General features: G+C 68.6%; 14 protein-coding genes. 5 read left to right on the top strand and 9 right to left on the bottom strand.

Going from position 1 to position 14,780, the window contains the following annotated elements:
- Nucleotides 1-299 precede the first annotated feature (299 nt).
- The 3 genes from IEV99_RS06210 to IEV99_RS06200 are packed head-to-tail and all read right to left on the bottom strand — an operon-like array spanning nt 300 to nt 3,144.
- A complete protein-coding gene (locus tag IEV99_RS06210; RefSeq protein ID WP_188516810.1) occupies nt 300-644 on the bottom strand; it encodes a DUF1491 family protein in 345 nt (114 codons plus the stop codon).
- A 21-nt stretch (nt 645-665) separates the two neighbouring features.
- Complete coding sequence (locus IEV99_RS06205; protein WP_188516809.1) at nt 666-1,316, bottom strand: peptidoglycan-binding domain-containing protein; 651 nt, start codon at nt 1,314-1,316, stop codon at nt 666-668.
- A complete protein-coding gene (locus IEV99_RS06200) occupies nt 1,309-3,144 on the bottom strand; it encodes a PAS domain-containing sensor histidine kinase (protein WP_188516808.1) in 1,836 nt (611 codons plus the stop codon). The genes IEV99_RS06205 and IEV99_RS06200 overlap by 8 nt, the downstream gene beginning before the upstream one ends.
- A 230-nt stretch (nt 3,145-3,374) precedes the next feature.
- On the opposite strand from IEV99_RS06200, the gene IEV99_RS06195 reads away from it, so the two are divergent.
- The 4 genes from IEV99_RS06195 (at nt 3,375) to murJ (ending at nt 7,030) form a co-directional block, all read left to right on the top strand.
- Nucleotides 3,375-3,752, top strand: a complete 378-nt coding sequence (locus IEV99_RS06195; protein WP_188516807.1) for a hypothetical protein — start codon at nt 3,375-3,377, stop codon at nt 3,750-3,752.
- Nucleotides 3,753-3,821: 69 nt separating this feature from the next.
- Nucleotides 3,822-4,250, top strand: coding sequence for a SufE family protein (locus IEV99_RS06190; RefSeq protein ID WP_188516806.1), 429 nt, complete (start codon nt 3,822-3,824; stop codon nt 4,248-4,250).
- Nucleotides 4,251-4,526: 276 nt separating this feature from the next.
- On the top strand, nt 4,527-5,495 hold the full coding sequence (locus IEV99_RS06185; RefSeq protein WP_244643601.1) for a glycosyltransferase family 2 protein: 969 nt from the start codon (nt 4,527-4,529) through the stop codon (nt 5,493-5,495).
- Between the two features lie 8 nt (nt 5,496-5,503).
- Nucleotides 5,504-7,030, top strand: coding sequence for a murein biosynthesis integral membrane protein MurJ (gene murJ, locus IEV99_RS06180; RefSeq protein ID WP_188516804.1), 1,527 nt, complete (start codon nt 5,504-5,506; stop codon nt 7,028-7,030).
- Nucleotides 7,031-7,342: 312 nt separating this feature from the next.
- Here murJ and IEV99_RS06175 read toward each other — a convergent pair whose 3' ends face one another.
- On the bottom strand, nt 7,343-7,732 hold the full coding sequence (locus IEV99_RS06175) for a hypothetical protein (protein ID WP_188516803.1): 390 nt from the start codon (nt 7,730-7,732) through the stop codon (nt 7,343-7,345).
- A 245-nt stretch (nt 7,733-7,977) separates the two neighbouring features.
- Nucleotides 7,978-8,835, bottom strand: coding sequence for a branched-chain amino acid aminotransferase (locus IEV99_RS06170; protein ID WP_188516802.1), 858 nt, complete (start codon nt 8,833-8,835; stop codon nt 7,978-7,980).
- Nucleotides 8,836-9,065: 230 nt separating this feature from the next.
- Between IEV99_RS06170 and IEV99_RS06165 the strand changes: the two genes are divergently transcribed.
- Nucleotides 9,066-9,452 carry a response regulator gene (locus IEV99_RS06165; protein ID WP_188516801.1) on the top strand — a complete coding sequence of 129 codons (387 nt, stop codon included), beginning with the start codon at nt 9,066-9,068 and terminating at the stop codon, nt 9,450-9,452.
- Between the two features lie 77 nt (nt 9,453-9,529).
- Here IEV99_RS06165 and IEV99_RS06160 read toward each other — a convergent pair whose 3' ends face one another.
- The 4 genes from IEV99_RS06160 to IEV99_RS06145 all read right to left on the bottom strand — a co-directional run bounded on the left by IEV99_RS06160 (nt 9,530) and on the right by IEV99_RS06145 (nt 14,731).
- Entirely contained in the window at nt 9,530-10,366 is an 837-nt protein-coding gene (locus tag IEV99_RS06160; RefSeq protein WP_188516800.1) for a hypothetical protein, read from the bottom strand.
- Between the two features lie 168 nt (nt 10,367-10,534).
- Nucleotides 10,535-11,920 carry a dipeptidase gene (locus IEV99_RS06155; RefSeq protein WP_188516799.1) on the bottom strand — a complete coding sequence of 462 codons (1,386 nt, stop codon included), beginning with the start codon at nt 11,918-11,920 and terminating at the stop codon, nt 10,535-10,537.
- A gap of 67 nt (nt 11,921-11,987) precedes the next feature.
- Nucleotides 11,988-13,031, bottom strand: a complete 1,044-nt coding sequence (locus IEV99_RS06150; protein WP_188516798.1) for a GSU2403 family nucleotidyltransferase fold protein — start codon at nt 13,029-13,031, stop codon at nt 11,988-11,990.
- Nucleotides 13,032-13,189: 158 nt separating this feature from the next.
- Nucleotides 13,190-14,731 (bottom strand): helicase HerA-like domain-containing protein, encoded by a 1,542-nt coding sequence (locus IEV99_RS06145; RefSeq protein WP_188516797.1) that lies wholly within the window; start codon nt 14,729-14,731, stop codon nt 13,190-13,192.
- Nucleotides 14,732-14,780 lie beyond the last annotated feature (49 nt).

Genomic DNA, 14,780 nt, shown 5'->3' with positions numbered 1-14,780 from the left:
TCGAAGGACGAGGGCTTCCAGCAGGCTGATTCGCCGGCGCGAACTGAAGTCCCTCGTCCTTCGAGACACATCGCCGAGAGGCGATGTTCCTCAGGATGAGGGGGTTTGAGTGTGTGAATAGCCACTTCGGCAGAGCAAAGGGGCAATCGCGGTCACGCGCCGCAGCCTGCCCCCTCTCCCCAAACAGGGGAGAGGGCTGGGGTGAGCGCCTGTGTGCGACGCGCACCCGGCCACCAACCCCTCATCCGGCGCTTCGCGCCACCTTCTCCCCGTTCCGGGGCGAAGGGAAAGGCGCCGCCTCAGACCTCCACGAGGTCCAGCCGCGGGAGGCCGGCGCGGTCTTCGACTTCGATGATCCAGAGGTCGGAATCGAACTTGATTTCCCGCGCCAGCCGGGCCTCGGCGGTGGGGATTTCGACGAAGGGTTCGGGGTGGAGGCGGGCGAAGCGGCGTTCGCCCTCGCCTTCCCCGAAGGAGGATTGCGGCGCCGGGCCAAAGAGCGCGCAGGTTCCGTCGAGGCGGTCGATTTTCACGAACACGGAGCCGGCCTCGGCCGCGCCGCGGCGGCGCAGCACCGCGGGGGCGCCCTCCACGGCGCAGCGGCGGATATAGGCGGAAACGAAAATGTCGGAGCGCAGCCTCATGGCCGCACCCTGACGGGCGGCTCAGTCGAGCGCAATGCCCGACGCGGAGGCGAGCGCCTTGGCGGTGCGGGGATTGAGTTCACCGGTCTGCGGCAGCTTGCGGTCCTGCTCGAAGCGCTCCACCGCCTGACGCGTGCCCGAGCCCATGACGCCATCGGCCTTCACGGGGCCGTAGCCGAGCTTGTTGAGCGCCTTCTGGGCCGCCAGCACGCCCTTGTTGAGCTCCACGCCGGATGAGCCGCCGCGCAGCATGTCGCCGATGGCGTCGCGCGGGATCGGCTGCGGGGTCGCGGACGGGGTCGACAGGGAGGCTTTCTGCGGACGCGGAGACTCGGCGGCGACCACAGAGGCGGTTGACGTCGGGCTATTGCCCAGATCCGTGGGACGGCTCGGCGGCAACACGGGCGGGATGGCGCCGACCTTGACGACGTCCGCCGCGCCCTTGCCGAACAGCGGCGCGGGATGGGGCGCGTTCTGCAGCGCCAGGGCGTTCACGATGATGCCGACGCCGATGGCCGCGCCCGCCGCTCCCACGGCCGTGACGCCGGGATTGCGGAACAGGGCGCCGAACCAGGATGCGCGGGAAGGCTTGCGCTTGGCGCGCGCCTTCCGAGGCCGACGCTCCTGGCTCAGAACGAAATCATGGTCGGTGCGAGCGAGGACCTCAGGCACTTTTCTTCACCCTGTCGATGGGGGGATGGGGCAGCTTGGCGCTGGTGACGATGGCGGCCGGCGACGGCTCCCGAAGCGGCAGCGGCTCCACGACGCCTGCAGAAGCGCCGGGGCGGGTGGCCATCAGGGGCGAGAGCTTCAGGCGGCCATCGAGGCCGAAGCGGACCGTGACGCGCGTACCCTTGCCGGGTGCGCTGTCGATGCGCATGGCGCCGGCGTGGAGGCCGACGAGGCCGCGCACCACCGAGAGGCCGAGCCCGGTGCCCTCATAGGGGCGGTCGTAGCTGGCGCGGGCCTGGAAAAAGGGCTCGCCAAGGCGCGGGAGGTCGTCTGGCGCGATGCCGATGCCGGTGTCCTCGACCACCATGGTGAGAATGTCGCCGTCGCGCCGCACATCCAGCACGATCTGGCCGCCGGCGGGCGTGAACTTGATGGCGTTGCTGAGCAGGTTGATCAGGATCTGCTTGCAGGCGCGCCGGTCGGCGACGAGCTCGGGCAGGCCGGGCTCCACGGCGACGCGGAAGTCGATGCCGGCCTGCTCGGCCTTGAGGCGCAGCATGTCGGCGACCACGGCGACGAGCCGGTCCACGTCGAAGGGCTCGGGCTGGAGCGTCAGCGTCCCGGCGTCGATCTTGGACATGTCCAGAAGCGCGTTCACGACCTGCAGCAGGTGCTCGCCGGAGACGTGGATGATGCGGGCGTAGTCACGCTGGCGGGCGTCGCCGGCGGGCACCAGCTTCTCGTCGCCCAGCATCTCCGAGAAGCCGATGATGGCGTTCAGCGGCGTGCGCAGCTCGTGGCTGACGGTGGCGAGGAACCGGTCCTTCAGCGCCGCCGCGGCCTCGGCCGCCGACCGCGCCTGGTCGATCTCCGCCTCATGCTGCCTTTGTGTCGAAATATCGCGGAGGACGGAGATGATTTCTTCGCCTTCGTGCGCGTCCGCGTCGGCTTCCACGCGCCGCGCGCGCAGCTCGATCCAGGCATAGACGGGCGCGGCCGGGCGGTCGCCGTCGCCCTTGCGCACGCGCACCTGCGTACGCGAGAAGGCGCTGCCCGCGCCAGCGTCCGCGAGCGCCATCAGGTACAGGGGCCGGTCCGCGACGTGCACGCGCTCGAACAGCCCGCGCCCGAGCAGCGCGCCGGGCGCGCAGGCGAGCACGGAAGCCGCGCCCGGGCCGGCGTAGAACACGCTCCCCTGCGCGTCATGGCGCGTGACCAGGTCCCCGAACCCGTCCACGAGCATGCGGCTGTGGGCGGCCAGGCGGCGTTCGCGCACCATGCGGGAGCGCATCTCGCGCTGGGCCAGCTGCGCCATCCCGAGCGCGAAGGCGAGCACGGCCACATGCATGTAGAACGCGACCGGGTCCGCGCCCCCCTGCAGCAGCAGGAGCGCGCACAGCGCCCCGAAGGCGAGCGTGCTGGCGTAGCGGATCTCGCGCATGCGCCCGATCAGCGCGGCCTCGAGCACCAGCAGGGGCAGGCCCGCGAGCGCCGGCGACGCGAGCCCGTCGCCCGAGGCCGCGTAGCCGAGCAGCGTGGCCACCCCCGCCAGGATGGATGTGAGGTGCGCCTCCCCGAGCCGGCCGGTGCGCGACGCGAGCACGCCCGCGACCGCCTGCAGCACCACGCCCAGGATCACGATCAGCGCGGGGACGCGCACGCCGCCCATCACGGCCAGGAGCACCGGCACGGACGCCAGCCCGAGCGCGCCGAGCCCCAGGCGCGAACCGATGAACCACGCGTGCCGCGGGCGCGCCAGAGTCTCGGCGTCGGCGCTCGCGTGCACCAGGTCTCCGAGCTGTTTGGCTAGCGTTGCGAAGGGCCGCATACTCGACTCGTTACCGGCGCGGAGCTTCGCGCTTTCCTTCAAAAGACGATCGCAGCTTCGCAGGGGCGCCTTAAACGAACCCTAAAATCAAGCCATTGAGAAAATTAGATATTCGTTAGGAACAATGAACCGTTAAGCCGCCGGATGGGGCCTGATTCAGGGCCGCTTGACGAAGCCTTAAGCCGCCGCGGCGCAGCGTGCGAGGCGTGGGGCGGCAGCCGGCGGGACGTATGGGTTTCGTGCTCAGAACAGTGATCGCGGTCGGGATCGTGTATGCGATTTCGCCGCTTCGAGACCAGGCCGGGCCCGCCCCGGACCTCGCCGGCGCGGCGCGCGCCGTGGTTGCGGACCAGGGCGGAAAGGCCGTCTCGGCCGCCATGCAGCTGTGCCTGAAGGACAAGGCGAGCTGCGCCCTTCTGGGCCTCGGCCACCCCGCTGACGCGCCCGCGGCGCCGGCCCGGGAGGTCGCGGCCGGCCCGAGCGTCACGGGCAGCACCACCCGCCCGGCCACGCTCGCCAACGCTCCTTCCGCCAAGGCGCCTGCCGCGCCCGCGCAGCCTTCCCGCAAGAAGCCCGGCGCGGAGCCCCGAACGCCGCGCGTCGATTAGCGGCCGGCGCGCCCTGTCCCGGCGCCCCTGCGCGGTCTATATGGTGTGCGAAGCATCGCACGGACGGCCATGAACGCGACCCTCGACGAGATCATCGACAATTTCGAGCTCCTGGACGACTGGGACGATCGCTACCGCTACCTGATCGAGCTCGGCCGCACGCTCAATCCGATGCCGGACGAGGCGCACAACGACGTCAACAAGGTTCGCGGCTGCGCCAGCCAGGTCTGGCTCACCAGCGCGGTGGACCGCACCGGCCCCGAGCCCGTGCTGCGCTATCTCGGCGACAGCGACGCCCACATCGTGCGCGGCCTCGTGGCGCTAACGCTGGCGATCTTTTCCGACCAGCCGGCCCGGCGCATCCTGGAGACGGACGCCCAGACGGTATTCGACAAGCTCGGCCTCGCCTCGCACCTCACGCCCCAGCGCTCCAACGGCGTCCGCGCCATGGTGGACCGCATCAAGACGGACGCTCGCGCAGCTCTCGCGGCGGCGTGAACGGTCGTTGGCGGCGTCAGCACTGGCCAGTCGCATCAGGCCCGCTCTCTCCGTCATTGCGAGCGACAGCGAAGCAATCCAGCTAACGCCGGGCGTTTAGTACTGGATTGCTTCGCCTCCGGCTCGCAATGACGGCCGAGAAGATGGCGCGTCGCGCCCTCCCCCCAACCCTCCGCTTGCGCGAGGGCGCAATGTCGGCTCTTTTCGGGGGGAACATTGTTGTTTCCTGAACCTGGACCCAAGTCTTTGGCCGATAACGCTCCCGAGTTGTCCCTGGTGATTCCCGTCTTCAACGAAGGCGCGAACGTGGACGCGCTGGTGGCGCGGCTGCGGCCGGTGCTGGACGGGATCACCTCCGAGTGGGAAGTCGTCTTCGTGGACGACGGATCGCGCGACGACACGCTGGCGCGCATTCGGGCCTTCAACGAGGCGGACCCGCGGTTGCGGGCGGTGTCGTTCAGCCGGAACTTCGGCAAGGAAATCGCGATCGCGGCGGGGCTGGACCATGTGCGCGGCCGCGCAACCGTGATCATGGACGCCGACCTGCAGCATCCGCCCGAGATGATCGCCACCTTCGTGGAGAAATGGCGCGAGGGCTACGCGATGGTGTACGGCCAGCGGACCGACCGGCGCGCCGACAGCCCGATGCGGCGCAAGCTGACGCAGATGTTCTACCGCCTCTTCGACGCCTTCGGAGAAACGCCGCTGCCGGAGGGCGCGGGCGACTTCCGGCTGCTGGACCGGCGCGCCGTGGACGCGCTGCGGCAGCTCGGCGAGCGGGCGCGCTTTTCCAAGGGGCTCTATGCCTGGATCGGCTTCCCGTCGATCGGCGTGCCGTTCGACGTGGCTGACCGCGTCGGCGGCATGAGCAAGTTCAGCACGCGCAAGCTGTTTCGCTTCGCGGCCGACGGCATCACGTCGTTTTCGACGCTGCCGCTGAAGCTGTGGACCTATGTGGGCGCGCTGGTGTCGGCCTTCGCGTTCGTGACCGGCATCTGGTTCATCATCCGCACCATGCTGTGGGGCGTGGATGTGCCGGGCTACGCCTCGCTGATCGTGTCGGTGATGTTCCTGGCCGGCGTGCAGCTGATCTCGCTCGGCGTGATCGGCGAATATATTGGCCGCATCTTCGCCGAGGTGAAGCGCCGGCCGCTTTATATCGTGGGCGAGCAGGTCGGGTTCGGCGAGCAGCCGGCCGTGGCCATGCCGGTGCGCCCCCTCGGCGTCGATCGTCGGCGGGCCTGAAGGCCATCATGGTCAAAAGCATTCTTTCGGTCGGCGGCTTCACGCTGCTGTCCCGGTTCACGGGCGCGCTGCGGGACGTGATCATCGCGGCCGTGATGGGCGCGGGGCTTTTGTCTGACGCGTTTTTCGTGGCGCAGCGCCTGCCCAACCATTTTCGCACCATCTTTGGCGAAGGCGCGTTCAACTCCGCCTTCGTGCCGAGCTATTCGGGGGCGCTGGAAACCAAGGGCGGCGCTGCGGCCTCGCTGCTGGCCGGGCGCATCCTGACGCTGCTGACGCTGGCGCTGCTGGCGCTCACCGGGCTGGCCATCCTGTTCATGCCCGAGGTGGTGCGCGTACTGGCCCCGGGCTTTTCGGACGAGCCGGAGAAGTTCGCCCTCACGGTGGCGCTGACGCGCGTCACCTTCCCGTATCTGTTGCTGATCACCATCGTCACGCTGGTGTCGGCCGTGCTGAACGCCAATGGGCGGTTCGCGGCGGCGGCCGGCGCGCCGGTGCTGCTGAACCTCAGTGTGATCGCGGCGCTGCTGGTCGCGTGGCTGTTTCCTTCGGCGGCGCATGCGGCGGCCTGGGGGGTGACGATCTCGGGCGTGCTGCAACTCCTTCTGGTAGTCGTGGACGCGCGCCGCGCCGGGGTGATGCCGGGCTTCCGCAAGCCCGTGTTCGACAAGGACCTGAAGGGCTTTTTCCGGACGCTGGGGCCGGCCGTGATCGGCTCGGCGGGCGTGCAGATCGCGATGTTCGCCGACACCATCATCGCGTCCCTGCTGCCGACCGGCGCGGTTTCGGCGCTGAATTATGCGGACCGGCTCTACCAGCTCCCCGTCGGGGTGATCGGGATCGCGGCCGGCACGGTGCTGCTGCCAACCATGAGCAAGCGGCTGGCCGCGGGCGACGCCGCGGGCGCTCAATCGGCGCAGAACCGGGCCGTCGCTTTCACCCTTGCGCTTTCGGCGCCGTTTCTGGTGGCGTTTCTGGCGATCCCGGACCTCGTGATCCGCGGCGTGTTCATGCGCGGCGCCTTCGACGAGGCGGCCGCGACGCAGTCGGCGGCGGCGCTGGCCGCCTACGGGGTGGGCCTGCCGGCCGTGGTGCTGATCCGCTCGGCGGTGGCGACCTTCTACGCGCGGCGCGACACGCGCACGCCGCTGATCGCGTCCTTCTCGGGGCTCGGGCTGAACCTGCTGCTGAAGCTCGCCCTCTACGCCCCCATGGGGGCGGCCGGGTTGGCGCTGGCGACGGGCGTCGGCGCCTGGGTGAATGTGGGCCTGCTGGTGTTCCTGGCCGCGCGGCGGGACCTGCTGGCCCCGGATGCGGCGCTGCGGCGGACCGTGCTGGCCGTGGCGGTTGCGGCGCTGGCGCTGACCGCCGTGGCGCTCGCCGGGCGCGCGCCGTCGGCCGCGCTGGTTTCGGGGCTGCCGACGCTACGCAACGAGGCGCAGCTGTGCGTGCTCGGGCTGGCGGGAGCGGTGGTCTATGCGGCGGTGCTGCTGGGCATGTTCAAGGCGCTGCGTGTGCCTTTCAGGCGGGCTTAGAGCCGGTTACAGCGAAGATGAGGCGCCGCCAGCGACTTGGCTGGTCAATCTTACAAAGCCCCTCATCCTGAGGAGCCATGCGTCTTCGCATGGCGTCTCGAAGGACGAGGGGTCCAGAGCGCCGGAATGGTTCGCTTCTCTGGAGTCCCTCGTCCTTCGAGACGCATCGCCACGGGGCGATGCTCCTCAGGATGAGGGAATTCTTGATTTCCCGGCCAGGCGCTCACGATGAGCGGATTCTTGACGATCCGGCCGGGCTCCCAGGATGAAGGCTTGTGGGTAGCGCGGTGACGGTCCTTGGCGACGTGAGCCTCAGGGCTTGATCACCGGGCCGCTTCCCGGCGCCCGCCCCCCTCGCCGGCGGACGCCGTAGTCGCCCGGCTGGCACTCGGCGAAGCCGGGGCGCGGCGCCCAGTCGATCTGCAGGCGCGCCAGCCAGGTGCGGCACTCGATCTCGGTGAAGAAGCAGGATTCGGCGACGCGCCGGTCGGCGAAGATGCGGTCCGACGACACGTCCATCGGCCGCTGCGCGGCGATGCGCCCGATCCAGAGCGCGGCGGGGCCATAATACGGGATCATGGCCGAGCAGTCCCCTCCCCGGTCGCGCGAATACCGCATGGCGTGCTCGGGGACCTGCTGGGCCTGTGTCGGCAACGCGAGGCTCGCGAGCAAGGCGGCAAGGACGATGGGGGCCGGCTTCATGGCGGGAGCCTAGCCGATTCGGGTGAAGGGTATGGCGCTTGAACGCTCGACCCTCACCCCAGCCCTCTCCCCGTGCCGGGGAGAGGGGGCGCTTTGCGGCGGCGGCGCCGGGCGTCCCCTTCGCCCCGGAACGGGGAGAAGGTGGCGCGAAGCGCCGGATGAGGGGTTTCGCGAAAGCCCCACCGTCCGAGGGCCCTCACCCCGGCCCTCTCCCCGTTCCGGGGAGAGGGGGCGCATCGCGCCCTTCAGCCGGCGTGGGCGAACTCCCAGTAGAGGTCGCGGAGCTTGCGGTAGAGGGGGCCGGGCTGGAGATCGCGGTCGTCGATGCGGGTGACGGGCTGGACCTTGCCGTAGTTGCCGACGGAGAAGATCTCGTCGGCGGACTGGAAATCGGCGTAGCGCAGCGTGCCCTCAACGGTGGGCATGCCGGCCTTGCGGGCGAGTTGCAGCACGCGCTGGCGGGTGATGCCGGCCAGGAAGCAGCCGTTGGCGATGGGGGTCATCAGCACGCCGTCCTTCGCCATGAAGACGTTGGCGGTGGCGAGCTCGGCGACATTGCCGAGCATGTCGTTGAGAAGGCAGTTGTCGAAGCCGCGCTTGCGGGCCTCCAGCAGCGCCCGGGCGTTGTTGGGGTAGAGGCAGCCGGCCTTGGCGTTCACCGGCATCGTCTCGATGGTGGGGCGGCGGAATGGCGAGGCCGTGATGGCGGAGCCCTCGCCCGTGGGCATCGGGGCCTCGTGGATGCAGAGCGCGAAGCGGGTCGATTCGGCGTCCGGCGCGACCATGCCCTGGGCGCCGAATTCGGGCCAGTACATGGGGCGGATATAGAGCTCCGGGTTGTGGCCGAACTTGGCCACGCCCTCCTGGACGAGCTCCACCATCTGGCCGACAGACATCGTGGCCTTGAGGTTCAGGGCCTCGGCCGAGCGGTTGACGCGACCGAGATGCAGGTCGAGGTCGGGCGTGACGCCCTCGAACGCGCGGGCGCCGTCGAACACGGAGGAGCCGAGCCAGAAGGCGTGCGAGCGGGGGCCGAGGATCGGCGGATTGCCCTCGTGCCATTGGCCGTCCAGCCAGGTCCAGGTTTTCGACCACTCGGTCATGGGAGCACTCCGTTGAATCGCATGGCCCGCATCGAACCGCCCGCCGGGGCCAAGGTCAACGAAGGGATTGCGGGGGCGCGATGACAAATCTTCATCGTTGGCGTGAAGGGTTGTGATCGGTTGTAAAATGGTCCGCTGCAGCTCGCCGAAGGCTTCTGTTTACACAACCATGACAGGGTGTTTTGGCGGACCGCGTTGCATATCGCGCGGCTCCCCTCCAGGAGAGCGGCATGTCGGAGTTGAAGTCGAAGAAGGTTCTGGTCGTGGACGACCAGAAGAGCATGCGGGGTTTGCTGCGCTTCGCCTTGCTGCAAATGGGTTTCGAGACCATCGACGGGGCCGAAAGCGGCGAAGAAGCCATCAAGAAGCTCACGACGGTGCGCTACGACCTCATCATCACTGACATGCACATGGGGGGCGTCTCGGGCCTCGGGCTCCTGAAGGCCATTCGCCAACACCCGGTGCTGCGCCACACGCCCGTGATCATGGCGACCAGCGAGACTTCATCGGACACGGTGCGGCAGGCCAAGCAGCTCGGCGTCGACGCCTTCATCCTCAAGCCCGTGGACCCCAACGCGCTGCAGCTGCGGGTGAAGACGGTGCTGAAGGCGGCGTGAGGCGCTGAACGCGCCAAGATCCCCGAACGCCAAACGCCGGCATCGCTGCCGGCGTTTCTGTTTGGGCTGGGAGTAGCTCAGGCGGCCATGCCGAGGGCGCGGGGCTCGGTTTCGGTTTTCACCTTCTGGCCGTCGAGCTTCAGGGCGAGCCAGCTGTCCTTCTTCATGTCCAGCACGGGATCGCCGCCATTGTCGCGGGTGAAGCAGCCGTAGAGGTCGATCGCGGCCTTGCGCAGCGGGTTCTTGGAGCCGTGCTCGGCGCCCATTACCACCGTCTTGGGGCCGATGGCGCGCAGGTGGTCGATGCTGACCTCGACGCGGTCGCCGGTGGTGATGACGATGTCGAGCGGCAGGTTGCCGTTCACCACGAGGCAATCGGCCTTCATTTCCTCGGCCAGCTCCTTTTCGATCGCCAGCCAGTCGAGCCCGCCGGTGTGGCCGAGCGCCAGCAGGGCGTTCGTGCCCGCTTCGGTCTCGTGCGCGACATGGAGGGCGATGGGGCGCCAGACGCCGCCCGGCATGGGGCGGCCGGTCTGCGCGCCGAAGACGCGGATGTTGGTGGCGCCGAAGCCGAGCACGTCGTCGGGCTCCAGCATCTCCACCGGGCGGGAGCCCCGGAAGGCGAGGTAGCTCGGCGGCAGCTGGATGTCCTGGCCGGCGAGCTCGACAAAGGCCTTGATGGGAAAGAATTCGTCGATGGCGGCGTAGTCCAGCTTGCCGTCGACCTCGACGCCGCTATGGACGAAGTAGTCGATCTTGCCGTCCTCGAGCACCTCGAAGATGCGCTGCACAACCTCCTGCTGGCCCGCCGCCGAAACGTTGGAGCCATACAGCACGCGAGAGCCGTCTTCGCACTGGACGAGGATGAGGCCACCGCCGCAAGGGTCGATGATGTGAACCTGGGTGGATGCCATGACGCCTACTCGTACAAGGACCAACCTCGTACGCAGGCCAGCCACCGGTACGATAAGGGCGGCGTCACTTCCGAAGGGTTAAAGGCGGACGCGCACTTAACGGTCGCATTTGATTACGTTTCGCCCAGGTGCGGCCGCCCTCCCGCGCGGAAGGGCGGCGCGCGATGGTCACTCGGCCAGCGCGGCCAGAATGCGCGCCCAGGAACGGGCGCCCTTGTGGAAGCTCTTGAGGTCGTACTTCTCGTTGGGCGAATGGACCCGGTCGTCGTCCAGACCGAAGCCGACCAGCAGGCTGTCGACGCCGAGCGTGCGCTTGAAGTCGCCGACGATCGGGATGGAGCCGCCCGAGCCCAGCGTCACCGGCGCCTTGCCCCACTCCTCCTGCAGGGCCGAGCGGGCCGCCGTCAGCTCCGGCATGTCGTAGGGCAGCTGGATGGCGCGCGAGCCCTTGTGCTTGATGAACTCCACCGAGCAATCGGCCGGGATGCGCGCCTGCACGTGCGCCTTGAAGGCGGCGCTGATCTTCTCTGGATCCTGGTCGCCGACCAGGCGGAACGAAATCTTGGCCGAGGCCTGGCCGGCGATCACGGTCTTGGCGCCCTCGCCCGTGTAGCCTCCGATGATGCCGTTGGCGTCGCAGGTGGGGCGGGACTGGACCTGCTCGATCAGCATCCGGCCCTTTTCGCCGGCCGGGATGGAGAGGCCGATGGGGCCGAGGAAGCTCTCCTCGGTGAGGCCGAGGCCCTTCCACTGCTCAAGCACCTGGGTCGGCGTCTCGGGCACGCCGTCGTAGAAGCCCTCCAGGGTAACGCGGCCGTCCGCGTCATGCAGGTCCGCGATGATGCGCGAGAGGACGCGGATGGGGTTCTGCGCGCCGCCGCCGAACAGGCCGGAATGGAGGTCGCGGTTGGCGCAGGTGACGATCACCTCCTCGTACACCATGCCGCGCAGGCCGGTGGTGATCATGGGCGTGTCGCCGTCCCACATGCCGGTGTCGCACACCAGCACGACGTCGGACTTCAGCGTCTCCCGGTTGGCCTCCACGAATTCGGGCAGGAACTTGGAGCCGTCCTCCTCGGCCCCCTCCACCAGCAGCGTGATCCCGACCGGCAGCGATCCCGTGACGGCCTTCCACGCCCGGCAGGCCTCCAGGAAGGTCATGACCTGGCCCTTGTCGTCGCAGGCGCCGCGCGCGGTGATGACCTTGCGACCGTCCGGCAGGGTCGTGAGCCGCGGCTCGAAGGGCGGCGTCTCCCACAGGTTCAGCGGGTCCACCGGCTGCACGTCGTAATGGCCGTAGAACATCACGTGCTTCTTGCCGGGCTTGGGCGCATGGCCGAGCACCACCGGGTGGCCGCCCGTCGGCTTCAGCCCGGCGTCCTCGAAGCCCAGAGTCTTGACGTCCGCGGCCAGCCATTCGGCGGCGCGCTTGCAGTCGTCCTTGAAGGCCGAGTCGGTGGAAATAGACGGAATGCGCAGAAATTCGAACAGCCGCTCCAGGGACGCATCGAGATCGGCGTCGATTTTGGCGAGAACGGCATCGAGTTCGGACATGGGATATACTCGCAGTGACGGGAAGGCCGGGGAGCATATCCGGCCGGGCGCGTGGCGCAAGGCGAGGTCAGAGGAGATCGTCGATCTTGACGCCAAGTTCCGCGAGCGAATTGTCGATCGGCGCCGCCCAACCCTTGTCGCCGCGTCCGCGAGCGTCCTCCAATGCGTCCGCAAGGGCGAAGCGGTCTCGGTCGCGCAGAACCTCGATCATGGCTCGCGCCTGCTCCAGATCCTTGAAGCGCTTGGATCCATCCCCGCTCAAGCGCTTCTGCGCGATGATGAGCTTATGAACGGCGTACCGGGCCGGAACAGGCACGCGGACCAAGATGCCGGATCCGTGAAGCGCGACAGCGTCCTGCGTTTCCGCGATGAGCCAATCAAGGTGCTGGAGCAGCAGGCCGCCGGCATTCAACTCCGGAATGCCGATGGGGCTAGGGTCGCTGCGGCGAAGCCGGGGCGCCAGGACGTCGACGACGAAGCCGGAAGCCGATCGATAGCGTGCAGGCAAGGCGCGCGGGTTCAGATCAGGGATGGGATCGAAGCTCCGATCGGCCCAGCGCAGGATTTCGAGCAGCGCGGGTCGCCCCTTCTTGCCGCGCCGGACGGGCGGTTCGGGTTCGTCCGACGTCAACTCGACAGCGTTCGCGGTGAGCGTAAGGGTCGCGGTCGCGATGTCAGCGTCCTGGGTCGTCATGGCGCTTGCCGGCAGAGCGGCTCCGACCAGCGCCGACATGCACTGGTATGCGCCTGTGCCAACCAGAACCGCGCCAGCCTGGAACAGGCCCGCCGCGGCGACCGCCTCCAGCACGGCGCCCAGGTCTGGGCCAGGGTTGCCAAAGCCAGCCTCGCGCAGGGTTCGGACGATGCGCCGCCGTTCTCGCGAAAGACGCATCTCGGCCCGGATGCGCTCAGCCGCGGCCTTCGCTTCGGGATCGTCCGCCGGGCCGAGATGCATCATGCGACGGCCGGCGCCAACATTGACGGCCGCGCGAAGGTAGGGCCGCCCCTTGACGTCCTGCTCGTACACAGAGCCCGGCAAAGCGACCGTAGTCTGCAGTTGCTGCTGCACGTCGGCGTAGAGCGTCAACAATGGAAGGGAGAGCTTCTTCATCAGCGAGTTGTAGACGGAAATGCTGAATTTGTCTACAACTGCGCAAGACGCGCCGAGCTAACAGGCGTGATCGCTGCTCCCCGTTTTATGGACAAAACCCGAGGTTCTGTACATAAAACGGCCTGTCGAGCACGCCTTCGGAAAGCAGCACCCTCTCCCTACTTCATCAAACTCCCCAGCACGCCGCGCAGGATGGCGCGGCCGACCTGGGTGCCGACCGTGCGGGCGGCCGAGGAGGCCATGTTGGTGATGACGCGTTCGGTGACGCTGATGCGGGCGCGGCCGCCCTTCGCGGAGCCTCCGCCGCCGGCGAGCTGGCCGAGGATGCCGCCCAGCATGCCGCCGAGGCCGCCGGAGGACGCCTGCTCCTGCGGGGCTCCCGGCGCGGTCTGGCCGGGCGCCGCCTGCGGCGTCTGCAGGCCGCGGCGCTTGGTGAGGATCTCGTAGGCGGACTCGCCGTCGACTGCCGTGTCGTACTTTCCGCGAAGGCCGCTGGCCGCCATGACGCCGTTCCGCTCCTCGGGCGTGACCGGACCGACGCGGGCCGAGGGCGGCTTGATCAGCGTGCGAGACACCATTTCGGGGATGCCCTTGCCCTCCAGCATGGACACCAGCGCCTCGCCGACGCCGAGCTGCGTGATGGCTTCCTCGGTGTTGATCTTGGGGTTCTGCCGGAACGTGGTGGCGGCGGCCTTGACGGCCCGCTGGTCGCGCGGCGTGAAGGCGCGCAGCGCGTGCTGGACGCGGTTGCCGAGCTGCGCCAGCACGGTCTCGGGCACGTCCAGGGGGTTCTGGGTGACAAAGTAGATGCCCACGCCCTTGGAGCGGATGAGCCGCACGACCTGCTCGACGGCTTCCAGCAGCGCCTTGGGGGCATTGTTGAACAGGAGATGCGCCTCGTCGAAAAAGAAGACGAGCTTGGGCTTCTCGGGATCGCCCACCTCGGGCAGCTGCTCGAACAGCTCCGACAGCATCCACAGCAGGAAAGTGGCGTAGAGCCGCGGGTTGGCCATGAGCTTGTCGGCGGCCAGGATGTTGATCATCCCCCGGCCGGTGCGATCCAGGCGCATGAAATCGGTGATCTGCAGAGCCGGCTCGCCAAAGAACTTGGTTGCGCCCTGGTTCTCGAGCACCAGCAGCTGGCGCAGGATGGAGCCGACCGTGGCGTCCGCCACGTTGCCGTACTGCATGGCGACGGGCTTGAGGCCGTCGTCCTTTGTCATCTCGTTGAGGAGAAGCCGGAGGTCCTTGAGGTCGATCAGCGGCAGCTGCTGGTCGTCCGCGATGCGGAACGCGATGTTGAGCACGCCTTCCTGCGTGTCGTTGAGCTCGAACAGGCGCGCCATCAGAAGCGGGCCCATCTCCAGGACGGTGGCCCGGATGGGGTGGCCCTGCTGGCCGAACAGGTCCCAGAACGTCACCGGGAAATCGTCGGGCTGGTAGTCGTAGCCCATGTCCTTGGCGCGCTTCACGAAGGCGTCCCTGGGCTCGCCCATGGCGGCGAGGCCCGACAGGTCACCCTTTACGTCGGCGGCGAACACCGGGACGCCGGCGTTGGAGAGGCCTTCGGCCAGCACCTGCAGGGTCACGGTCTTGCCGGTGCCGGTGGCGCCGGTGACGAGGCCGTGTCGGTTGGCGAGCTTCAGCAGCAGCTGCTCGGGCTTTTCGCTGTGTCCGATGATTACGCTGTCGTCCGCCATGGCGCTGCTCGTCTCCGGCGCGGAATCCCCTCCCGCGCATTGCTTTGGC

Origin of the sequence: Alsobacter metallidurans, assembly GCF_014636935.1 — a bacterium.
Taxonomy (GTDB): Bacteria; Pseudomonadota; Alphaproteobacteria; order Rhizobiales; family Beijerinckiaceae; genus Alsobacter; species Alsobacter metallidurans.
Note: the sequence above shows the minus strand (reverse complement) of the source record. Positions and strands in the feature narration are given on the sequence as shown.